Raw genomic sequence first — 21,362 nt, 5'->3', positions numbered from 1 at the left:
GTTTTCGTCAGGCTGCAAGAGCCCCTCCCCGGTCCGAAGAGGGGCTCGTTTTTAGTGAAATGATTGAGTGCCTAGCGCGGCTTGACCGTCGCGCCCTCCGTGCCGGTCAGCACGGCATTGGCCCAGTTGCCGCAGATCTGGGCCGCTCGGGCGCCGCGCGCGCCCAGGGTGCGCAAACTGAGCTGGCTCAGGCCGCGCACGTCGATTTCGGGTTTGACCACCCCGGGAGCCGTGACCAGGCCGCTGTCGTACAGCAGCCGCTCGCCGCTCCAGACCTGGAATTGCAAGCCGCCCGCGCTGCGGCAGCTATCGTCCACGCCCAGGTCGGCGCGCAGCAGATTCCAGTTGCCCGCCAGCTGCAAGTCGATGCGGCTGGCAGGTCCCACGCCGAGGCCCTTGCGGAACCACAGCCCGTTCATGCGCATCTCGGCCGCCTTGCCGGCTGGCCGGTCTCTCGCGATATTCTTCGGCAGCGCCAGGTCCGACAGATAGCGCTGCGCCTCCGCGCCTTCGGCCACGCGGTGTTCGAGCACGCGGAATTCGGACAAGGTGACGGGCGCCACGTCGGTCGCCAGCGCCGCATCGAACGCGCGCGCCACCGGCGCGCCTTGCGCCGCCGTCACCATCGGGTCCAGGGACGCCGCGCCATCGCCTTCCGGATTTTGCGTGCTCATCACGCGGAAGCGCAGCAAGCGCCCGGCCGTGGCGGGGAAGCTGATGGTCTGCGTCCCCTCTTGCAGTTTCAGTGTGCCGCGTGCCAGCGGAGCGCCCCACTCGCCGTTGTTGTCGCCGATGTAGATTTCATAGTCACGCACCTGGCCATGCTTCCAGTGCTGGTCGTTGCGCGGCGCCAGTTCGATGCCGTCCACCAGGCGCCGTTCCGTAAAGCCGACCACCCATTCGTGCGGCCCGCTTTTCACGGACGGGCTGCGCACGGTGCGGAACCACGTCTCCGGCTTGCCATCGAAGGCGTTTTCCAGCGGGTAGCCGCTTTCTTCCGCAGGACGCGCCACCACCTGCATGGCGTCGGCCGGCAAGGCGCGGCCCGGCACGGGGGCGGCCGGGAAATCGGCGTCGGCTCGCGCCACGGCCAGCGCGCCGGCGACTTGCAGCATCAAAGGCTGGCGGATGTCCTGCGCCGCCACTTTCACGTGCAGGGTACCTTTTCTATCGGCCGCATCGAAGAACCAGCCGTCTGCCGCCTTGTCGTAGGCGGCACGGTCGACGAATGCCGCGATCAGCCGTTCGCCGGCGCGCACGGCGGCCGGGGCCTGGCCGGCCAGCATGCGCAGCGCATAGCCACGGCGCCCTTCCTGGCCCTGATACTTGCCATCGACGGCGCCGATGTCGACCTGCACGTCGGCGCTCGTCTGGCGCATGCGGATGACTTGCTGGCTGAAGGCGCCGCCCTGGTACTGGCGCGTGTTGCCGTCGTCTTCATACAGGGTGTAGTCGGAATCGCCTTGCGGATACACGTCGAGCGTGAGCTGGTCCTTCGGCTTCTGGCCGTCGTACAGCATTTCCGGATACATGGGCAGGATGGCGCCGGCGCGCACGAACACGGGCAGCTTGTCCAGCGTGACCTGCATGTCCAGGTCGCGCCCTTGCGCGTCCGCCGTGGCCTGGCGGCCATCCCAGTAGTCGTACCACGTACCCTGCGGCAGGTGGATGCCCTTGCGCCAGCCGCCGCTGACGGCCTGGCTGCGGTAGACAGGCGCCACCAGCACGTCGCGGCCCAGCAGGAATTGATATTTATACGCTTCCGTGTAGGCGGCCGGGTCTTGCGGATAATCCCACATCAGGCCGCGCACCAGCGGCGCGCCCGATTGTTCGGCTTCGCGCACGAGGGTATACATATACGGCGTCAAACGCATCTTGAGCTTCAGATAGCGGCGGTTGATGTCGCGGTACGGCTGCTCGAACCACCACGGATGCTTGCGCTCGGCCGCGGCCCAGCCGGACATGCCCATCAGGACGGGCGTAAAACTTTTCCACTGCAAGTCGCGCAGATAGGTTTCCGGGCTGCCGCCAAAGATGGCGTCCACGTCGCCGGACGCATACGCCTGGCCGGACAGGCCCGAACCGATCAGGGTCGGGATGTGCCAGCGGATGTAATCCCAGCTGGCGCTCTGGTCGCCCGTCCATGCCACGGCGTAGCGCTGGATGCCGGCCCAGCCCATCACCGTCCACAGGAAGGGGCGGCTGTCGGAGTTGTTCAGGATGCCGTCATACGCCGACTTGTTCGCATCCATGGCGAACTGGTAGCCCTTGCCCGTCCACGCCACGTCGAGCTTTTGCACGCGGCTGCCCGCCTGGCCCACCTCCCAGGCGATCTTGTCGACGCCGTTTTCCGTCCACAGGCCCGTGCGGAAGCCATAGCCTGCCAGGCCCTTCACCGTTTCCGGCAAGTTCGTGTAGCCGCAGCCATAACCGTCGTTGGGCAGGATCCAGCCGCCCGGCATGTCGTGTTCGCGGTACTGGCGCGCCACGCTTTCCACCACGTCCGGCGTCTTGCCCGTGGGGCCGTCCGTCCAGCCCTTCGGCACGGAGCCGGGCTTTTTCACGTTGTCGCCATCGTTGTAGCAATCGGCGTCGCCGTATTCCAGCGCCCAGCGGGGCAGCATGCGCGCGCGGCCCGTCAAGTCCGTGTAGCGGGCGACGACGTCGCGCAGATCCTTGCCGACAAAGAAATACGCATCGAAGCGGCCTTCCGCGTGCTGCAGCGAGATCTGTTCCTGGTCGCGCAAGTCGTAATTGCCGTCGGCCCAGGTATTGCGCAGCATGCCCCAGCCCCGTGAACTCATCAAGAATGGCGCGGGATTCGGCCGGTCGCCCTCTTCCCAGCCGCCCGAATATGACACGGGCACCTGCTTGCCCTTGAATTCGAAGCGGCCATTCTGCTGGCCGCCGCCAAAGTACCGCTCGCCCGGCAGGCTCGATAACACTTGCACGCCCTGTTTGTCGTCGAGCGACAGCGGCTGCACCTCGCGCCACAGGGGCACCGCGTCGCCCTTGCGCAACAGGGTAAAGCGCAACGGTTTGCGGTCGATGCGCAGGCTCAAAGCATCAGTGCTGATCAGGATATGGTCGGGCTGTTCATTGATCTGGTACGCCACCTGCGCGGCAGGCTGGCCCACGACGATGGGCGCGGCCTTGTCGCCCGGCCCCGTCAAGCCGCCCTTGCCGCCCGCCTGGATGCGCAGCACGTCCGCCTGCGGCAAGCTGATACGCAGCTGCATGCCCGTATCGCTGCGCACATCCCAGCCCACTGCCTCGCCCTTGGCCACGTCGGCCGCGCGCACGGCGGAGAGCGACTGCAGATTGCCGATGGTCGCGGCATGCAGGCCGGGGGCAGCCAGGGTGGCAAGGGCCGCGAGGACACAGGCGGCAAGGACGCGGCGGGGAAGCGGGAGAGGGTTCATCTGCTGGCTTTCAGAAGTGATTCAATGAAATTACTTTAAGAAGAAAAATAAATATCGTCAACCAAAAGAAAGTTATGGCGCCAATTTATTAATAAAATGCCTAAAATAAGCCAATTTATCTTACGTTTAACTCAAATTCCACAGCGCAATCTTTCGTTATCGTCGCATTTCAGCGACAGGCCGCGCCGCCACACGCTTTTACGCTGCACCGCAGCATGTTTCACGGCCTTTAAAACGACATTATTTCGCAAGGCATACAACTATTTACTTTCGTTTTACTTTCGTATTTGACTTTTCGAAATTTAGTATTTATGCTTTCTCCAACAAACACTTTACTGACACTCCATGACTACCCTTCTTCAGCGTGACATTCAAACCTGGCGCGACATCGGCGGCCTGCACACGGCCGAGGAAATCGCGCACCAGCCAGCCATCTGGCGCGCGCTGGCCAGCATTTTGCGCAACGAACAAGCGGCCCTGGCCGCCTTCCTCGGCGACGCGCTGTCCAATCCGCAGCAACGCGTCATCCTGACGGGCGCCGGCAGCTCGGCCTATGTGGGCGAAATCGTCGTCGACACCCTGAATGCGGCATGGCCTGCGCAGATCCGCGCCATCGCCACCACGACTTTGCTGACGCACCATGAGCTGTATCTGGAAGCGCACGCCCCCACCCTGCTCGTCTCGTTTGCCCGCAGCGGCGACAGCCCGGAAAGCCTGGCTGCCGTGGAACTGCTGCGCCAGGTCGTGCCCGGCGCGCGCTTCCTGAACATCACCTGCAACGCGGACGGCAAGCTGGCGCGCCAGGGCGCGAACGACAGCAATACGTATAACCTGCTGATGCCGGAAGGCAGCTGCGATCGCGGCTTCGCCATGACCAGCAGCTTTAGCAGCATGCTGCTGGCAGCCCTGTCGGTACTGGGCAAGGACACGGATCTGAACCGCCTGGAGACCCTGGCGCAGCTGGGCGAGCAAGCCTTGCGCGACTGGTCGGCCCCCGTGGCGGACCTGGGATCAACATCCGTGCAGCGCGTGGTCTACCTGGGCAGCGGCCCGCTGGAAGCGCTGGCCAAGGAAGCGGCATTGAAGATACTGGAATTGACGGGTGGCCGCGTGATGGCGATGGCGAATACGCCGCTCGGTTTCCGCCACGGCCCGAAATCGGCCGTCACCACGGAGTCGCTGGTGATCCTGCTGCGCAGCAGCAAGCCGCTGGCGCGCCAGTACGAAGACGATCTATGGAAAGAACTGCAGCGCGACAGCGTGGCGCAGACGTGCCTGACGGTGGGCATCGGCGGCGACCTGTCAACCGATGCGCCGGCCTGGCCCGACGCCTGGCTGGCTCCGCTGTGGCTGCTGATGGCGCAGCAATATGCGCTGCACCAGTCCGCGCTGCTGCAACTGCGCCCCGACAATCCATTCGCCGGCGGCATCGTCAACCGTGTCGTGCAGGGCGTCACCATCTATGGCCATGACCAATTCTAATCACACAGCCGGCTATCACGGCATCGACATCGGCGGTAGCAAGATGGAGCTGGTCGCCTTTGCCGACCGCGACGGCGCGCTGACGGAAGTGTTCCGCGAACGGGTGGCCACGCCGGGCGACGATTTTGCCGCCTTCGTGCAAGCCATCGTCGACCTGGTGGCGCGCGGCGACGCGGCCCTGGGCACGACGGCGCCTGTCGGCATCGGCCTGCCCGGCGTGATCGACAGCGCCAGCGGCCGGCAACTGAGCTCCAACGTGCCGGCCCTGAACGGCCGCCTGGTGGCGCAAACCCTGCAGCAGGCCTTGAAACGTCCTGTCGCCATCGGCAATGATTGCCAGTGCTTCGCCCTGTCGGAAGCGCAAGGCGGCGCGGCCGACAATGCCGCCAGCATGTTCGGCGCCATCCTCGGCACGGGTGCAGGCGGCGGCTATTGCGTGGGCGGCCAGCTGCTGCGTGGCTTTAACGGCGTGGCCGGCGAATGGGGCCACTGGAGCCTGCCAGCCACCCTGCTGGCGCAGCATGGTTTGGCCGATTACCCCTGCCCGTGCGGCAAGGCGGGCTGCCTGGAACGCTATGTCTCCGGCCCCGCCATGCGCAAAATCCACGCGCACTTTGGCGGCGACGGCGCGGAGCCTTTGGCCATCGTGGCGCGCGCCAACATGGGCGATGCCGTGGCCCAGCGCACGGTGGCCGTGCACCTCGATGTGCTGGGCCACGCGCTGGCCGGCCTGGTGCTGGCCTATGACCCGCACGTCATCGTGCTCGGCGGCGGCCTGTCCAAGCTGCCGCACCTGTACGACAAGCTGCCGGCAGCGGTGAAACGCCACCTGTTCCCCGGCGTGCACGTGCCGCCTATCCTGCCGCCCCGCTTTGGCGATGCCGGCGGCGCGCGCGGCGCGGCCCTTTTGATACGACAACATACAAAGGCGTCAACATGATGAATCAAGCGGAAAACCCGACTTTTACCCTGTCCCCGATCCAGCAAGTGATCAAGGCGCACCGCCGCGGCGAGCGCGTGGGACTGTACGCCGTCTGCTGCAGCCACCCGAGCGTGCTGCGCGCCGCCATGCGCGTGGCCAGCGAATACGACACCGTGCTGCTGGTCGAGGCAACGTCGAACCAGGTCGACCAGTTCGGCGGCTACACGGGCATGACGCCGGCCGTTTTCCGCGACACCATGCTGGCACTGGCCCGCGAACAGGGTTTTCCCGCCAGCCGCCTCGTGCTGGGCGGCGACCATCTGGGTCCGAACGCCTGGCAGCACCTCGATGCGGCCACCGCGATGAATCACGCCGAAACCCTGATCGCCGCGTATGCGTCGGCCGGTTTCCACAAGATCCACCTCGATTGCAGCATGCGCTGCATTGATGACCCCTTGCAGCTCGACGATGAAACCGTGGCCGCCCGTTCGGCGCGCCTGTGCATCGTCGCCGAGGAAGCGGCAGCCGCCGCCGGCTTCGCGCCACCCGTCTACGTGATCGGCACGGAAGTGCCGATTCCCGGCGGCGAAGCGTCGCTGGCGCAGGCCGGAGCCGTTACCAGCCCGCAAGCGGCGCGCCGCACCCTCGACGTGCACCGCCGCGCGTTTCTCGAGAACGACCTGCATGGCGCCTGGCGCCGGGTCATCGCCATGGTGGTGCAGCCGGGCGTCGATTTCGACCAGAGCAGCATCCAGCATTACGACGCGGACGCCGCCACCGAGCTGTCGGCCTTTGTCGCCGAGCAGCCTGGGCTCGTGTTCGAAGCCCATTCCACCGACTATCAGCGCGAGTCCGCCCTGCATGCCATGGTGCGCGACCACTTCGCCATACTGAAAGTGGGGCCTGCCGCCACCTTCGCCCTGCGCGAGGCGCTGTTCGCCCTGTGCCAGATCGAGGAAGAACTGCTGCCGGCGCACGCCACCTCGCAGCTGATGCAGGTGCTCGACGACGTGATGGTGGCCAAGCCGAAGAACTGGATCAAGCATTACCTGGGCACGCCGGAAGAACAGCGATTGATGCGCCGCTACGGCTTGAGCGACCGTTGCCGCTACTACTGGGGCGAGCCGGAAGTGGCGGCCGCCGCCGGCAAGCTGCTGGCCAATCTGGACACCGTGGCCATTCCGCTGCCGCTGCTGAGCCAGCATTTGCCGGAACAGTACCTGGCCGTGGTGCAGGGCAGCTTGCCAGCGCAGGCGCCAGCCTTGATCGAGCACAAGATCGGCAGCTTGCTGGCGCAATATGCGCGCGCCTGCAACCGCAATGCGGCAGTGGCCGTCATTGCCGAAGCGGCAATCTGTTAAGCTCGGTATTTTTCATTTTTTACTGAGCCCGCCACCATGCGAAATACCAGCCAACGCCGTGAATCCATCCTCCAAATGCTTGCCCAGCAGGGCTCGGTGCAGGTGACCGATCTGGTGGAAAAGCTCGGCGTGTCCGCGGTCACCATCCGCAGCGACTTGAATGCGCTGGAAGCGCAAGGCATGGCAACGCGCAGCCACGGCGGCGCGACCCTGACGCGCACGCCGCCGCCCGAGCACACGATACGCCAGAAGGATGCCATCAACCACGAGCAGAAAGAGCGCATCGGCGCCTATGCGGCGCGGCTGGTGGAACCGGGCGACAACATCATCATCGACTCGGGCACCACCACCATTTCGCTGGCGCGCCATCTGCGCGATGCGACGGGCGTGACGGTGGCCACGAATGGCCTGAACATCGCGTGGGAACTGGCCGACGCGCCGGGCGTGGACCTGATCCTGACGGGCGGCCTGCTGCGCAAGCAGTCGCTGTCGATCCAGGGCAGCCAGGCGGAAACCTGCCTGCAGGCGTACAGCTTCGACAAGCTGTTCCTGGGCGTGGACGGCTTCGACCTGCAATTTGGCGTGACCACCCACCACGAAGCGGAAGCAAGCCTGAACCACAAGATGGTGGAACGGGCCAAGAAAATCATCGTCCTCACGGACGCCTCCAAGTTCGGCCGCGTCAGCCTGCACCGCATCGTGCAGCTGGACCGGGTCGATACCGTCATCACCGATGCCAGCATCAGCCAGGAGTACCGCGAAGGGCTGCAAAAGCTGGGCATCGAACTTTTTATAGCGGAATAACACATGCTGAGCGGCAGAATCCTTACCCCATCTGGCTGGATCACGGGCACCATCACTTTTGACCAGCGCATCGTCCAGATACAGGAAGACCCTGCCGCCGACAGCGCGCTGACCATCCTGCCCGGCTTTATCGACCTGCACGTGCATGGCGCGGCCGGCGTCGACATCATGGAGGGCGGCGACGCCGGCGCCACCGTGGCGCAGGTGCATGCGCGCCACGGCACCACGGCCCTGCTGGGCACCACCCTGACAGCCAAGGAGCCGTCGATCCTGCGCGCCCTGCAAGGCCTGGCCGGCGTCATCGCCGAGCGCCCCGCCAACGGCGCGCGCATGCTGGGCGTGCACCTGGAGGGCCCGTTCCTGAACCTGCACCGCCTGGGCGCGCAGCCGCCCGACGTGGTGCAGGCCAGCCTGGCGCTGGTGCAGCGCTTTCACGCCATCGCCCCCATCAAGGTCTTGACCATGGCGCCGGAAATCCCCGGCCACCTGGAACTGATCCCGCAACTGGCGGCGATGGGCATCCGCGTGCAGATCGGCCACAGCGCCGGCACGTATGACGAAGGCGTCGCGGCGCTCAATGCCGGCGTCTCCGGTTTTACGCACCTGTACAACGGCATGACGGGCATGACGCATTACGACCCCGGCATGGTGGGCGCGGCGCTGGCGCATGCGGAATACGCGGAAATCATCCCCGACCTGCAGCACGTGGCCAAGGGCGCCCTGCGCGCGGCCCTGCGCGCCATCCCGCGCCTGTACGGCGTGACGGACGCCACCTCGGCCACCGGCATGCCCGATGGCGAATACGGCCTGGGCACGCAGCGCGTCTACAAATGCCTGGGCTGCGTGCGCCTGGCAACGGGCTCGCTGGCCGGCAGCGTGCTGACCATGGACCAGGCGCTGCGCAATTTCGTCGACCTGGGCCTGGACCTGGCCGACGCCTCGAACCGCCTGTCGCTGTACCCGGCCGATTACCTGGGCGAATCCGAACGGGGCCGCCTGGCGCCCGGCGCCTGGGCCGATATCGTCGTCCTCGATGCCAACTTGCAGCCAGTGTCCGTCTTCGTCGAAGGCTCGGCCATCGATCTTTCCACCCGCTAGATTCAGTCTCTAGACCCAGCCCCCCCCAACCTCAACCCCGTCCCGGAGTTTTCATGCACGACACGTCACACAAGGCCCCCGTGTGGGCCATGCGCTACCTGCTATTTATTGCCGGCATGGGGGGATTGCTGTACGGCATAGACATCGGCATCATCGCCGGTGCCCTGCCCTACCTGGAATCGACGGCCTCCGTGGCCTGGAACCTGACGGCTCAGCAGCTGAGCTTTATCGTCGCCGCCGTGCTGCTGGGCTCCGTCCTGTCATCGCTGTTCGCCGGCGCCCTGGCCGACCTGCTCGGCCGGCGCTGGGTGATGTTCCTGGCCGGCGCCCTGTTCAGCGCCAGCATCCCGCTGATCGCCCTGGCCGACGGCTACACGCCGCTGTTGCTGGGCCGCCTGCTGCAAGGCATCAGCGGCGGCTTGATCGGCGTCGTCGTGCCCCTGTACCTGGCAGAATGCCTGCCCGCGCAACAGCGCGGGCGCGGTGCCGCCCTGTTCCAGCTGCTGCTGACCATCGGCCTGGTGGCCGCCGCCCTGATCGGCCTGCTGCAAGCGCAGACGGTGGAAACGGCCACGCAGGCGGCGCAAGCCTTGCCGGAAGCGGGCCGCATCGCCGCCATCTTCGCGGCCAAGGACCATGCCTGGCGCAGCATCTTCTGGGTCTGCTTGACGCCGGGCCTCGTATTTACCATCGGCGCCCTGCTGCTGGCCGAATCGCCGCGCTGGCTGGCGCAACGGGGCCGCATCGAGCAGGCGCGCCAGTCGCTGCTGCGCACGCGATTGCCAGCCGCCGCTGACATCGAACTGCGCGAGATGCAGGACACGCCGGAGAATACGGCCAAGGCAAGCGGCAAGGCCAGGGATCCGCTGCTGAGCCGCCGCTACGTGCTGCCCTTCCTGCTGGCCTGCCTGATCCTCGCCTGCACGCAGGCGACGGGCATCAATTCCATCCTCGCCTATGTCGTCAATATCCTCAACCAGGCGGGCCTGTCGGGCGCCTCGGCCAATATGGCGGACGTGTTATTGAAAGTACTGAACGCCGTGATGACGGTGGTGGCCGTGCTGCTGGTGGACCGCAAGGGCCGCAAATTCCTGCTGATGCTGGGCACGGGCGGCATCGTCGTCTCGCTGCTGGCGGCCGGCCTGCTGTTCCGCGGCGCCGAAGCGCACCTGGCCGACGTGCGCCCCGCCATCGCGGCGCAAGTGCAAGCGGACAGCCTGTCCTTGCACCTCGATGCAGCCACCTTGACAGCCCTGGGCGCGGCGGCCGACGGCACGCCGCAACAGCTGACCATCGCCTACGCCTACGGCCCGTTCACGAATGTGAAAAGCCTGCGCAGCGACGATCCCGTGCTGCGCCAGGTGTCCATCGCCCGGGAAGACGCCGTGCAGGCCGACAGCGTGATCGGCGTGTTCTTCCGCAAGCTGCACCTGAACCCCTTCGCCGACCCGGCCGCCGGACGCGACGCGCCGCTGCGCATCGAGAAGGCCAGCCTGGGCCCCGTGCCTTCGTCCACGCACGGCTGGCTGGTGGCGATCGCCATCTGCGTGTTCGTTTCCAGCTTTGCAGTCGGTCCTGGCGTATGCGTATGGCTGGCCCTGTCCGAGCTGATGCCGACCCGCATCCGCTCGAACGGCATGAGCATCGCCCTGCTCGTCAACCAGTTCGTCTCGACGGTGATCGCCGCCATCTTCCTGCCGACCGTGGGCTTGCATGGTTACTCGACGCTGTTCTTCTTTGGCGCCGGCTGCACCGTGCTGTACTTCCTGGCGGCCGCGTTTTTGCTCCCTGAAACGAAGGGCAAGACCCTGGAAGAGATCGAGGCGCATTTTTCAAGGTAAACCCACGTAACCATTTGTAGCAGTCTCCTTTCCAGCCCCGGCCCATATCCGGGGCTGTTTTTTTGCCTGCCAGGCAAGTTTACGGGGCTGGCGCGCACGGCACCGTACGGTTTTCCTTCAGGAATCACGGGCGCGTGGGCTAGAATCTGGCTGCGTCGTGCTACTCACGAGGCGGCAATGGCGCCATGACAAAAACCACCAGGAGACACAGTGAGCTTATTTAGAACCAAGAATTTGGATGACATGATTGCCCACAGCAAGAAGCCAGGAGGATTGGCCAAGGTGCTGGGGCCCTTCGACCTTGTCCTCATGGGCATTGGCGCCATCGTCGGCACGGGCATTTTCGTACTCACCGGCACGGGCGCGCTGACGGCCGGCCCCGCCCTGTCGCTATCGTTCGTCGTGGCGGCCGTCGCCTGCTGTTTCGCCGCCCTGTGCTACGCGGAATTCGCCTCCACGGTGCCCGTGGCCGGCTCCATCTACACCTACAGCTATGCCACCCTGGGCGAACTGGCCGCCTGGATGATAGGCTGGGACTTGCTGCTCGAGTACGGCCTGGCCGCTGCCGCCGTCTCCGTCGGCTGGTCCGGCTACTTCCAGTCGCTGCTGTCGGGCTTTGGCATCGCCCTGCCCGTCGCACTCACCGCCGCACCGGGCGCGCTGCCCGGCGTGACGACCTTCATCAACCTGCCGGCCCTCGTCATCATGCTGCTGCTGACGGCCATGCTGGGCTGGGGCGTGCGCGAATCGGCGCGCCTGAACAACATCATGGTGGCCATCAAGGTGGGCGTGGTGCTGCTGTTTATTATCTTCGGCGCGCGCCACGTGCAGCCGGCCAACTGGCAGCCCTACATGCCGTTCGGCTACCACGGCATGCTGAGCGCCGCCGCCCTCGTCTTCTTTGCCTTCATCGGCTTTGACGCCGTCACCTCGGCCGCCGAGGAAGTCAAGAAGCCGTCGCGCGACCTGCCTATCGGGATCATCGGTTCGCTGGCCGTGTGCGCCGTGCTGTACGTGGTGGTGTCGGCCATCATGACGGGTATCGTGCCATACCAGAAATTCCTCGGCGTCGACCATCCCGTCTCGCTGGCCCTGCAATACGCGGGCGAAAACTGGATCGCCGGCTTCGTCGACCTGGGCGCCATCCTCGGCATGACCACCGTGATCCTCGTGATGGCCTTCGGCCAGACGCGCATCATCTTCGCCATGTCGCGCGACGGCCTGCTGCCAAAGCGCCTGTCGACCGTGCACCCGCGCTTCCACACGCCGTTCTTCGCCACCTGGCTCGTCGGCATCGTCTTCGGCCTGATCGCCGCCGTGATCCCGCTCAACATCCTCGCCGAGCTGATCAACATCGGCACGCTGGCCGCCTTCACCATGGTGTCGATAGCTGTCGTGGTGCTGCGCAAGAAGCGCCCCGACCTGCCGCGCGCCTTCCGCTGCCCCGGCGTGCCGTATGTGCCGGCGCTGGCCGTGATCCTGTGCGTGGGCCTGATGAGCTTCCTCAGCTGGGTCACCTGGGTGGCCTTTTCCATCTGGCTGGTGATCGGCCTGGTGATCTACTTCGGCTACGCGCGCCGCCGTTCGCTGCTGCATCCGCAACAGTAATCCCGTCACTGCGCCATCGCAGTAAGATGGCGGTCTCGCAACCCTGCAGGCCGCCATCCATGCAACCTTCCCCCGACCTCATCGCACAGCTGGACCAGAGCACGGACCAGCTCAAGCGCGCGCGCCTGCGCAACATGCAGTGGCTGGCCGTTGGCTTGCTGCTGCTGGCCGCGCTGGTCTTCGCCGTGGCCCGTTCGCAGCGGGGCGGCCACCCCGCCTGGGGCTATGTGGAAGCGTTCGCCGAAGCGGCCATGGTGGGGGCGATTGCCGACTGGTTCGCCGTCGTGGCCCTGTTCCGCCACCCGCTGGGCATCCCCCTGTGGCATACGGCCATCATCCCGAACAGCAAGGCGGACATCGGCCGCAGCCTGGGCGCCTTCGTGGAAAACCATTTCATTACCGAACAAGGCATCGCCGAGCGCATCGTGCAGGCCGACCCCGCCGCGCGGCTGGGCACCTGGCTCGGTGACGAGGTCCACGCGCAGCGGCTGGGCATGGCCAGCGCCAGTGTCGCCAGGCAGCTGCTGGCGATGGCCGATCACGAGAAACTGGGGCGTCTGCTGCGTGTACAGGCCAGCAGCTATCTTGGGCAATTGAATCTGTCGGACGTGGCGGCCGACTGCATCGATGCGCTGATCGCCGACGGCAAGCCGCAGGAACTGCTGGACTTCATGCTCGACCGCAGCGCAGCCTACCTGGACGACGAAGGTCACCACGCCGCCATCGGCGACTTCGTGCTGGGCGCTTTCCAGATCGAGAACGCGCTGGTGAAAAAAGCCGTGAAAGCGTACGAGCCGCGCATGATCGCCTCGCTGCAGAAATTCGCCCTCGCCGTGCGCGTCGACCCGCAGCACCCGCTGCGCCAGCGCATCGCCGGCTGGATCGCCGACAGCGCCTTGCACCTGAAGGCCGACCCGCAGTGGCAGGCAACGGTGCGCCGCTACCAGTTGCAGCTGGTCGCCAGCGACACGGTGCAAGCCATGCTGGGCGACGTCTGGAAGCACATCAGCACGCGCCTGCTGGCCGACCTGCACGCCGACCAGCCCGTGCTGGCACAAGCCATCGCCGGCCTGGCACGCAACACGGGCAAGGTGCTGGAGACGGACAAAGCTGCGCGGGCATGGCTGAACGACGCCATCGTCGCCGGCAGCGGCTCGCTGGTGCGCCGCTACCGGGGCGAAGTGGGCGCCTTCATCGCCGCCCGCCTGGACCTGTGGAGCAAGGATGAAATGAGCGAGCGCATCGAACTGGCCATCGGGCGCGACCTGCAATTCATCCGCATCAACGGCACCATCGTGGGCGGTCTGGCCGGCTTGCTGATTTATTCAGTCAGCCAGGCGTTTTAGCGCCACTACCAGCGAAGAATATCCCCGCACGGCGCCGCATGCGACGGAAAGTGCGGCAGCACCTCCTCGGCCAGTTCCTGCAGCACCTCCGCAGCCGGGCGCTGGCCATGCTGGATGCCCAGCGCCGCGTGGTTGACGCCCGCTTCGCGCCATTCCCCCAGCAAGTCGATCAAGCCCTTGCGCCCCGTGCGCAGCACATAGCCGCTGCGCACGGGTGTGCGCGGATAATCGGGGTCGTCCACCAGGTCCAGCCACTCGTTGCACATGTGCGGACGAAAGCCGCCATCGGGGATGCACTGGCGCCAGGCGCTGATCTTGTCCGCCAGCCGGCGCGGCCCGTCCGGCGTGTCCGTCGCTTCCGGATACGTCAGCCAGCCGTCGGCATGACGCCCGATCCACTCCAGCGGCTGGCCCGAGGAACTGGTGACGACCAGGGGAATGACGCCCGCCACGGGCTTGGGCAGCAGTTCGAGGCCAGCCAGGCTGCCCAGCGGGCCGTCGATATGCGCGGAGCCCGGCTGCAGCAACTGGCGGAACATGTGCACGGCCTGCGCATAGCGCGCGCCGCGCGTGGCATGCGGCACGCCATACGCGGGAAATTCGCTGGCGCGGTCGCCCGACGCCGTACCCAGCACCAGGCGCCCGCCCGACAGCTGGTCGATGCTGGCGGCCGCCTTGGCCAGGTCGATGGGATGGCGCAGGGTAAAGATGGCGCTGCCCGTGGCCAGGGCCAGCGACTCCGTGCGCGCCGCCAGATACGCCAGATAGGTCCATGGATCGAACAGCTGGCCCGCATCGCCGAAGCGCGGGTCGAACAGGGGAATGTCGCGCACCCAGGCGGCGGCAAAGCCTTGCCGGTCCATGGCGGCGACCAGGTCGGCCTGGCCGGCCAGCGCCCGCATGTCGCCCTGGTAAAAACGCAGCGGCAGATAAATGCCGAGGGTGAGCGCGCCGGGCGCGAACATGCGGCGGTAGCCGCGGTGCTGCGTGAAAGCCTGCGACGAAGCGCCTTCTATGATGTCAATGCTCATGTTGTTCCTTGATCAAAATCAGGCGCCCGTGGCGGGCGCGGGAATGGAGATGCCCAGCTGCACGGCCGGACGGGCAGCCACGCGGGCGTACCAGGCGGCCACGTGCGGCCAGTCATCGAGTTCGAAGCCGACGATGCGGGCGATATGCAGCCAGCCGAAGCTGGCGATGTCGGCGATGGAATAGCCGTCGCCGGCCAGGTAGGCGTTGTCCGCCAGGCGGCCATCCATGGTGGCCAGCGCGGCGTCGCACAGCTGGCGAAAGTGCGCCGTGGCGGCCGCATTCGCGCCTCCGCCTGCGATCTCGAAATGCACGCGCTGGCCCAGCATCGGCCCCATGCTGGCCGCGTGGAATTGCAGCCAGGTGATGGCGGCCCAGCGCTGCGCGGGAGCCTTCGGCAGCAGCCGCCCCGTTTTCTCGGCCAGGTACAGCAATATGGCGGCCGACTCGAACACGGTGATGCCCGTCTCGTGGTCGACCAGCACGGGGATGCGCCCGTGCGGATTGAGGGCCAGGAAAGCGGACAGCCGGTGTTCGCCCTGCTCGATGCGCACGTGGCGCAGCCGGTATGGCAAGCCCAGTTCGGCCAGCGCAATCGTGGCTTTGAAACCGTTCGGCGAGCTGTCGGTATAGAGCTCCATCATGGCGCCGCCTCCTGGCGCGCGGCCTTGCCGGGGAGGATGGCGACGGCGCACGCCAGGCCCGCCACGACCAGGCAGGCGGAAACGAGGATGGCGCTGCTGTAGCCTTGCGCGGCCGTGCCGCCGCCGGCCAGCACGGCGATGCTGACAGCCACGCCCACGGCCAGGCCCACGGCGGACCCGACCTCCTGCGTGGTGGTCAGCATGCCGCCCGCCAGGCCATGGTCCGCTTCCGGCACGCCATCGATGCCGGCCACCGTCCAGGCGGGAAACGCCAGGCCATAGCCGATGCCGGCCAGTACGGTACCGGGCAGGATGGAGGCGTTCCAGGCCGACAGCGTGGCCAGCGAAGTGCCCAGCATGGCCAGCCCGCCGATAAACAGCAGCATGCCGCCGACGATGACGGGCTTGGTGCCGCAGCGGGCGATCAATGCCGGGCCGGCCCAGGCGCTGGCCACGGTAAAGGCGACGGCCATCGGCAACAGTCCCAGCCCCGTGCGCGTGGCACTGAAGCCCAGCACTTCCTGCATGGCCAGCGCCACCACGACAAAGGTGGGACCGAGGGCCGTATTGGCCAGCAGGGAGACGATATTCGCGCCGCCCGTGGAGCGGCGCCGGAAGACGGCCAGCGGCATCAGCGGCGCGGCCACGCGTCCCTCCACCCAGACGAACAGCGCCAGCAGGGCCAGCGCCAGCGCGACCAGGGCAAACGTGAGCGGATGCGCCAGTCCCACATGCTCGCTATTGGCAAAGGCAAACACCAGCGTCGCCGCGCCCGACGCCACCAGCAGCGCACCCCACACATCGAGCGCGCCGCCAGCCGCAGCGCTATCCACATCGGGCCGGCCCAGGGGCAAGGCCGGCGACAGGGCCAGCACCAGCAAGCCGACGGGCACGTTAATCCACAGCACCCAGCGCCAGCCCAGCATATCCGTGATGAAGCCGCCCAGGATCAGTCCCGCGACAAAGCCGCTGGCCGCCACCGCCGTCCAGGCACCCAACGCCCGGTTGCGCTGCGCCGGCTCGGGAAACACGGCCAGCAGCAGGGAGAACGCGGCCGGCGAAAACATGGCGGCGCCGAAGCCCTGCAGCGCGCGCGTGGCTACCAGCATGGCCGGGCTGTGCGAAAAACCACCGAGCAGCGAGGCGGCAGTGAACAGCAGCAGCCCCGTGATGAAGACGCGGCGGCGGCCAAACATGTCGGCCGCGCGCCCGCCCAGCAGCAGGAAGCCGGCGATGGCCACGCCATACGCATTGATCACCCATTGCAGCCCGCCGGGCGTAAAGCCCAGACTCTGCTGGATTTGCGGCAAGGGAATCATGGTGATGGAAAAGTCGAGCAAGGCAACGAATTGCGTGGTGCACAGCAACACCAGGCAAAGTTGCCGATGTGAAAGTAACATGGAGATCCTATCGATATAGTTTTACTCGACGTCAAAAGAACGCCGCATGCCCCTATAATGCGTTTTTCCAGAGCGAAACTGAAACGATGATTTTTCGCGGATAACTATAGAAAAACTATATCGATGAAGCATCCTTTACCGCTCCAGGCACTGCGCGCCTTTGTCGAAGTGGGCCAGCGCGGCAGCATCAAGGCAGCCGCCGAGGCGCTGCACGTGACGTCCGGCGCCGTCAGCCAGCAGATCCGCCTGCTGGAAGAGCGGGTCGGCATGCCCCTGTTTACGCGCGAACGCCAGGGCTTGCGCCTGACCGAGGCGGGCGCCATGGTCCACCCCGCCCTGCTGGGCGCCTTTGCGCAGATCGCCGGCGCCAGCCAGGCGCTGGAAGACATGGGCGCGCGCCAGACGCTGACCGTCAGCACGGTCGCCACCTTTGCCGCCGCGTGGCTGGTGCCGCGCCTGGGCCGCTTCAACCAGCACCATCCCCATATCGAAGTGCGCGTGGAAGCGACATCCGCGCTGGTCGACCTGCGCCGCGACCGGGTCGACGTGGCCTTGCGCCACGGCCTGGGCGACTATCCGGGCTTGCAGGTGACGCGATTGATGGCGCCCGTGCTGGTGCCCGTCGCCAGTCCATCCCTGATGGCGGGCCAGCCGCCCATCGCCACGCCGGCCGATTGCCTGCGCTACCCGCTGCTGCACGATACGGACCGCGCCGACTGGCCATTGTGGCTGGCCGCGCATGGCGCCCCGGACGACAGCACGGATGCGGCGCGGGCGCGGCGCGGCTCGGCCTTCGAAGATGACTTTCTATTGATACGCGCAGCCGAGGCGGGCCAGGGCTTGGCCCTGGTGCCGCAGCTGTACGCGCAGGAGGAAATCGCCGCCGGGCGCCTGGTGCAAGTGCTGGATTTGCCCTGGCCCGCGCGCTTTGCCTACTACCTGGTGGCGCGGCCCGACGCGGCCACGCGCCCCGCCGTGCAGGCATTCATGGCATGGATCTGCGAGGAAGCGCAGGCAGTGCGCTAGAGCGCATGGCCTGCGGCCACGCACGACACCACGCCGCAGGCGGTGCTGAACGGCGCCGGTACGCCGGCGCGCCCCATGGCGATGCACGTTGCGGCCGGCAGTATGGCCAGCAACAGGGCCAGATAGCCGATCGCCTTCAGGCGCCGCACGGACGCATTGCCGGCAACCGCGCCTGCCCCGCGTGGGTAGCCCTTGCCCGCCTCTTCGCTGCCGCTTGCCGACATTTTCGTATGCATGTCCATCTCCTCTATCCACCGTGAGCGGTCTTGCTTCACTTCTTGCTTAACTACATCTTGCTACATAAATTTATCAAATACAACAAATAAATTCACGAAAAAATCGTTTTTCTTATTCATCGACCGGTGGAACGATGGAGGAAATATGTCCTGTCATAGTGAAAAATGGTTCACAGCAAGCTTTTCACGCCATCCAGGCCCGAACCTGCGTGGATTAAAATTCAATATAATCATTTTAATCCCAATATTCGTTTAAATGACTTTTATTCGAACTTCCATCCAGGTGGCAAGCCGCCTGCCGCACGCATCCGGCCAAACTTGATGTAGATCATAATTTTTTGAACAAGCTCTTGCTACCCTGTAAAAAAATGACAGGAGCCCTGGATGAGCAAGACGCAGCCGAGCGACGCGGAACACAACATTGAACATGAGCGCCTGGGCAGCGCCTGGCAAGGCGTGCCAGTGCCCGACTATCCGGAAAGTGCGCCGGAAGGCGCCACCCTGGACCTGCTGCTGAGCGCCTGGCTGGGCAAGTTCACGGGCGGCATTTCGCCTGCCGCGCTGGGCAACGCCTACGCCGACTGGCTCAGCCACCTGGCGCTGGCGCCATCGAAGCAGCAAACCCTGCTGCAGGAAGCGTGGAAGAAGATCGGCCGCTGGCAGCAGTACGCGCTGCAATCGGCGCTGGCCGGCAGCGCCACTGAGCCGCCGTGCATCGCACCGCTGCCGCAGGACCGGCGCTTCGACGACCCTGCCTGGCGGCGCTGGCCCTACAACCTCGTCTATCAGGGCTTCTTGCTGCAGCAGCAATGGTGGCACCGCGCCACCACGGGCGTGCGCGGCGTCTCGCCGCACCACGAAGATGTCGTCACATTCACCGTGCGCCAGTGGCTCGACATGCTGGCACCGTCGAACTTCCTGCTGACCAATCCCGTGGTGCAGCAAGCAGCCCTCGACAGCGGCGGCGCCAGCCTGGCGCGCGGCATGGCCCACGCGGCCGGCGACTGGCAGCGCGCCGCCATGGGAGCGCATGCACCCGATGCGCACCGCTACAAGGTGGGCCAGAACCTGGCCGTCACGCCGGGCAAGGTGGTCTACCGCAATGACTTAATCGAATTGATCCAGTACGCTCCCACCACCGCCAAGGTGCATGCGACGCCGCTGCTGTTCGTGCCCGCCTGGATCATGAAGTTCTATATTCTCGACCTGTCGCCGCACAATTCGCTGGTGCGCTACCTGGTGGGCCAGGGCCACACGGTATTCATGATTTCCTGGAAAAATCCGCTGGAAGAAGACCGCGAGTTGTCGCTGGAAGACTACCGGCAACTGGGCGTGATGGATGCGCTCGACGCCGTTGCCCGCATCACGGGCGCGCCGCAGGTGCATGCGGCCGGCTACTGCCTGGGCGGCACCCTGCTGGCGATCGCCGCCGCGACGATGGCGCGCGACGGCGATGCGCGCCTGGCCAGCCTCACCATGCTGGCCTCGCAGGTCGACTTCAAGGAGCCGGGCGAACTGTCGCTGTTCATCGACGATAGCCAGGTCAGCTTCCTGGAAGCGGCCATGTGGAAGCAGGGTTACCTCGATACCAAGCAGATGGCGGGCGCCTTCCAACTGCTGCGCTCGAACGACCTGGTCTGGTCGCGCCAGCTGCGCCATTACTTGATGGGACAAGACGAGCAGGACAGCGACCTGATGGCCTGGAACGGGGACGCCACGCGCATGCCCTGCCGCATGCATGCGGAATACCTGCGCCGCCTGTTCCTGCACAACGACCTGGCCGAAGGCCGCTACCGCACGGCGGGCCGCCACATCGCCCTGCGCGACATCGACGCGCCCATCTTTGCCGTCGGCACCCTGACGGACCACGTGGCGCCGTGGCGCTCCGTGTACAAGCTGCAGCTGCTGACCGACACGGACGTCACCTTTTTGCTCACTTCGGGCGGCCACAATGCGGGCGTCGTCTCGCCGCCGGGCCAGCCGCGCCGCAGCTACCAGCTGGCCACGCACCGCCACGATGCGCCCTATGTCGACGCGGACAGCTGGCAGCGCGACGTGCCGCACCATGACGGTTCGTGGTGGCCCGCCTGGCAAGCGTGGCTGGAAGAACGCGCGGGCGCGCAAGTGGCGCCACCGGCCATGGGGCTTGCCCTGGGCGACGCGCCGGGCAGCTACGTGCTGCAGACCTGACAACCGACAACCGAGGAAAACGCCATGCCCTATACCACCCTGCTGGTCCACGTCGACAATTCCCGCCACTGCGCCCAGCGCATCCGCCTGGCCGTGCGCCTGGCCGTCGCCGAAGGGGCCCACCTGATCGGTTCGGCCATGAGCGGCATCTCGCGCTACGCGTATGGCGGCGGCGTCAACGCGCTGCAGTTTGCGCCGGCGCAGATGCAGGCGCTGCGCAACCAGGCCAGCGAGGCGCTGCACGACTTCGAGCGCATCGCCCGCGAGGAAGGACTGGGCAGCTACGAAACGCGCTTCGTCGACGACGATGCGCAAGGCGCGCTGCTGCTGCAGGCGCGCTATTGCGACTTGCTGATCTTGGGCCAGACGGATGCGCAGGATACGCCGTCGCGCGTCATCGCCGGCACGGCCGAATACCTGATGCTGCATTGCGGCCGGCCCGTGCTGATGGTGCCGCACGCGCCTTGCGCCGCGCCAGCGGGCATCGCGCAGCATCCGCTGCTGGCCTGGAACGGCAGCGCCGAAGCGCTGCGCGCCATCACCGATGCGCTGCCGCTGCTGCAAGGGGCGCGGCAAGTCACCCTGGCCGTCGTCAATTCGCACGCCCAGGCGGCCGCGCACGGCGAGCAGCCGGGCGCCGACCTGGCCCTGTACCTGGCGCGCCACGGCGTCAACGTCGAGGTGCTGCAGCACGACACGCCGCCGGGCCAGGACGTGGGCGCGGCCCTGCTGGCCATGGCCGCGCAGCGGCGCTGCGACCTGGTCGTGATGGGCTGCTACGGCCACATGCGCCTGCGCGAAGCGCTGCTGGGCGGCGTCACCCGCACCGTGCTGCAGGAGGCGACGTTGCCGGTGCTGGTGTCGCACTAGCGCGGCCGGCGGGTACTTCAGCCTTCCTTCACCCGCCCCTCAGCTGTACTTCATGCGCGGCGCCGATACTGGCCATGTCCCCG

The 21,362-nt window shown here is 66.4% G+C and carries 16 protein-coding genes; 11 read left to right on the top strand and 5 right to left on the bottom strand.

The genetic code is table 11. The features are described 5' to 3' along the window. Positions 1-71 precede the first annotated feature (71 nt). Positions 72-3,422, bottom strand: coding sequence for a TIM-barrel domain-containing protein (locus CSQ91_RS05330; protein ID WP_257217227.1), 3,351 nt, complete (start codon positions 3,420-3,422; stop codon positions 72-74). A 345-nt stretch (positions 3,423-3,767) separates the two neighbouring features. Here CSQ91_RS05330 and CSQ91_RS05325 point away from each other — a divergent pair, with 345 nt between their 5' ends. The 8 genes from CSQ91_RS05325 (at position 3,768) to CSQ91_RS05290 (ending at position 13,884) form a co-directional block, all read left to right on the top strand. Further along, positions 3,768-4,904, top strand: coding sequence for an SIS domain-containing protein (locus tag CSQ91_RS05325; RefSeq protein WP_099387595.1), 1,137 nt, complete (start codon positions 3,768-3,770; stop codon positions 4,902-4,904). After that, positions 4,891-5,844, top strand: a complete 954-nt coding sequence (locus tag CSQ91_RS05320; RefSeq protein ID WP_034781636.1) for an ROK family protein — start codon at positions 4,891-4,893, stop codon at positions 5,842-5,844. The genes CSQ91_RS05325 and CSQ91_RS05320 overlap by 14 nt, the downstream gene beginning before the upstream one ends. After that, positions 5,844-7,187, top strand: a complete 1,344-nt coding sequence (locus CSQ91_RS05315) for a D-tagatose-bisphosphate aldolase, class II, non-catalytic subunit (protein ID WP_218963737.1) — start codon at positions 5,844-5,846, stop codon at positions 7,185-7,187. The genes CSQ91_RS05320 and CSQ91_RS05315 overlap by 1 nt, the downstream gene beginning before the upstream one ends. Positions 7,188-7,223: 36 nt before the next feature. Further along, positions 7,224-7,991: a DeoR family transcriptional regulator gene (locus CSQ91_RS05310; protein ID WP_034781637.1), complete on the top strand. Its 768-nt coding sequence runs from the start codon at positions 7,224-7,226 to the stop codon at positions 7,989-7,991. 3 nt (positions 7,992-7,994) lie between these two features. Continuing rightward, entirely contained in the window at positions 7,995-9,089 is a 1,095-nt protein-coding gene (locus CSQ91_RS05305) for an N-acetylglucosamine-6-phosphate deacetylase (RefSeq protein WP_099387594.1), read from the top strand. Between the two features lie 53 nt (positions 9,090-9,142). Continuing rightward, positions 9,143-10,930, top strand: coding sequence for an MFS transporter (locus CSQ91_RS05300; RefSeq protein WP_099387593.1), 1,788 nt, complete (start codon positions 9,143-9,145; stop codon positions 10,928-10,930). Between the two features lie 210 nt (positions 10,931-11,140). Next, positions 11,141-12,538, top strand: coding sequence for an amino acid permease (locus CSQ91_RS05295; protein WP_070279429.1), 1,398 nt, complete (start codon positions 11,141-11,143; stop codon positions 12,536-12,538). Between the two features lie 59 nt (positions 12,539-12,597). Continuing rightward, positions 12,598-13,884, top strand: coding sequence for a DUF445 domain-containing protein (locus CSQ91_RS05290; protein ID WP_099387592.1), 1,287 nt, complete (start codon positions 12,598-12,600; stop codon positions 13,882-13,884). Between the two features lie 5 nt (positions 13,885-13,889). On the opposite strand, the gene CSQ91_RS05285 is transcribed toward CSQ91_RS05290, so the two are convergent. The 3 genes from CSQ91_RS05285 to CSQ91_RS05275 are packed head-to-tail and all read right to left on the bottom strand — an operon-like array spanning position 13,890 to position 16,957. Beyond that, positions 13,890-14,915 (bottom strand): LLM class oxidoreductase, encoded by a 1,026-nt coding sequence (locus CSQ91_RS05285; protein ID WP_099387591.1) that lies wholly within the window; start codon positions 14,913-14,915, stop codon positions 13,890-13,892. Between the two features lie 18 nt (positions 14,916-14,933). Next, positions 14,934-15,557 carry a glutathione S-transferase family protein gene (locus CSQ91_RS05280; RefSeq protein WP_099387590.1) on the bottom strand — a complete coding sequence of 208 codons (624 nt, stop codon included), beginning with the start codon at positions 15,555-15,557 and terminating at the stop codon, positions 14,934-14,936. Next, a complete protein-coding gene (locus CSQ91_RS05275; protein ID WP_099387589.1) occupies positions 15,554-16,957 on the bottom strand; it encodes an MFS transporter in 1,404 nt (467 codons plus the stop codon). Before CSQ91_RS05275 ends, CSQ91_RS05280 begins: the two co-directional genes overlap by 4 nt. A 123-nt stretch (positions 16,958-17,080) precedes the next feature. Here CSQ91_RS05275 and gcvA point away from each other — a divergent pair, with 123 nt between their 5' ends. Next, positions 17,081-17,983, top strand: a complete 903-nt coding sequence (gene gcvA / locus CSQ91_RS05270; protein ID WP_099387588.1) for a transcriptional regulator GcvA — start codon at positions 17,081-17,083, stop codon at positions 17,981-17,983. Here gcvA and CSQ91_RS05265 read toward each other — a convergent pair. Beyond that, positions 17,980-18,219, bottom strand: a complete 240-nt coding sequence (locus CSQ91_RS05265; RefSeq protein WP_143450952.1) for a hypothetical protein — start codon at positions 18,217-18,219, stop codon at positions 17,980-17,982. The genes gcvA and CSQ91_RS05265 overlap by 4 nt on opposite strands. Positions 18,220-18,603: 384 nt before the next feature. On the opposite strand from CSQ91_RS05265, the gene CSQ91_RS05260 reads away from it, so the two are divergent. Both CSQ91_RS05260 and CSQ91_RS05255 read left to right on the top strand, forming a co-directional pair. After that, positions 18,604-20,409: a PHA/PHB synthase family protein gene (locus tag CSQ91_RS05260; RefSeq protein WP_099387586.1), complete on the top strand. Its 1,806-nt coding sequence runs from the start codon at positions 18,604-18,606 to the stop codon at positions 20,407-20,409. Between the two features lie 24 nt (positions 20,410-20,433). Continuing rightward, a complete protein-coding gene (locus tag CSQ91_RS05255) occupies positions 20,434-21,279 on the top strand; it encodes a universal stress protein (protein WP_099387585.1) in 846 nt (281 codons plus the stop codon). The last annotated feature ends 83 nt before the right edge of the window (positions 21,280-21,362 follow it).

Source organism: Janthinobacterium sp. BJB301 (assembly GCF_002735685.1).
Taxonomy (GTDB): Bacteria; Pseudomonadota; Gammaproteobacteria; order Burkholderiales; family Burkholderiaceae_D; genus Janthinobacterium; species Janthinobacterium lividum.
Note: the sequence above shows the minus strand (reverse complement) of the source record. Positions and strands in the feature narration are given on the sequence as shown.

Excerpts from the sequence above, each read along its gene's own strand:
- CSQ91_RS05255 (WP_099387585.1), top strand. The coding sequence starts at position 20,434 with ATGCCCTATACCACCCTGCTGGTCCACGTCGACAATTCCCGCCACTGC.
- CSQ91_RS05320 (WP_034781636.1), top strand. The coding sequence starts at position 4,891 with ATGACCAATTCTAATCACACAGCCGGCTATCACGGCATCGACATCGGC.
- CSQ91_RS05315 (WP_218963737.1), top strand. The coding sequence starts at position 5,844 with ATGAATCAAGCGGAAAACCCGACTTTTACCCTGTCCCCGATCCAGCAA.
- CSQ91_RS05325 (WP_099387595.1), top strand. The coding sequence starts at position 3,768 with ATGACTACCCTTCTTCAGCGTGACATTCAAACCTGGCGCGACATCGGC.
- CSQ91_RS05280 (WP_099387590.1), bottom strand. The coding sequence starts at position 15,557 with ATGATGGAGCTCTATACCGACAGCTCGCCGAACGGTTTCAAAGCCACG.
- CSQ91_RS05285 (WP_099387591.1), bottom strand. The coding sequence starts at position 14,915 with ATGAGCATTGACATCATAGAAGGCGCTTCGTCGCAGGCTTTCACGCAG.
- CSQ91_RS05275 (WP_099387589.1), bottom strand. The coding sequence starts at position 16,957 with ATGTTACTTTCACATCGGCAACTTTGCCTGGTGTTGCTGTGCACCACG.
- gcvA (WP_099387588.1), top strand. The coding sequence starts at position 17,081 with ATGAAGCATCCTTTACCGCTCCAGGCACTGCGCGCCTTTGTCGAAGTG.
- CSQ91_RS05265 (WP_143450952.1), bottom strand. The coding sequence starts at position 18,219 with ATGCATACGAAAATGTCGGCAAGCGGCAGCGAAGAGGCGGGCAAGGGC.
- CSQ91_RS05305 (WP_099387594.1), top strand. The coding sequence starts at position 7,995 with ATGCTGAGCGGCAGAATCCTTACCCCATCTGGCTGGATCACGGGCACC.
- CSQ91_RS05290 (WP_099387592.1), top strand. The coding sequence starts at position 12,598 with ATGCAACCTTCCCCCGACCTCATCGCACAGCTGGACCAGAGCACGGAC.
- CSQ91_RS05260 (WP_099387586.1), top strand. The coding sequence starts at position 18,604 with ATGAGCAAGACGCAGCCGAGCGACGCGGAACACAACATTGAACATGAG.
- CSQ91_RS05330 (WP_257217227.1), bottom strand. The coding sequence starts at position 3,422 with ATGAACCCTCTCCCGCTTCCCCGCCGCGTCCTTGCCGCCTGTGTCCTC.
- CSQ91_RS05310 (WP_034781637.1), top strand. The coding sequence starts at position 7,224 with ATGCGAAATACCAGCCAACGCCGTGAATCCATCCTCCAAATGCTTGCC.
- CSQ91_RS05300 (WP_099387593.1), top strand. The coding sequence starts at position 9,143 with ATGCACGACACGTCACACAAGGCCCCCGTGTGGGCCATGCGCTACCTG.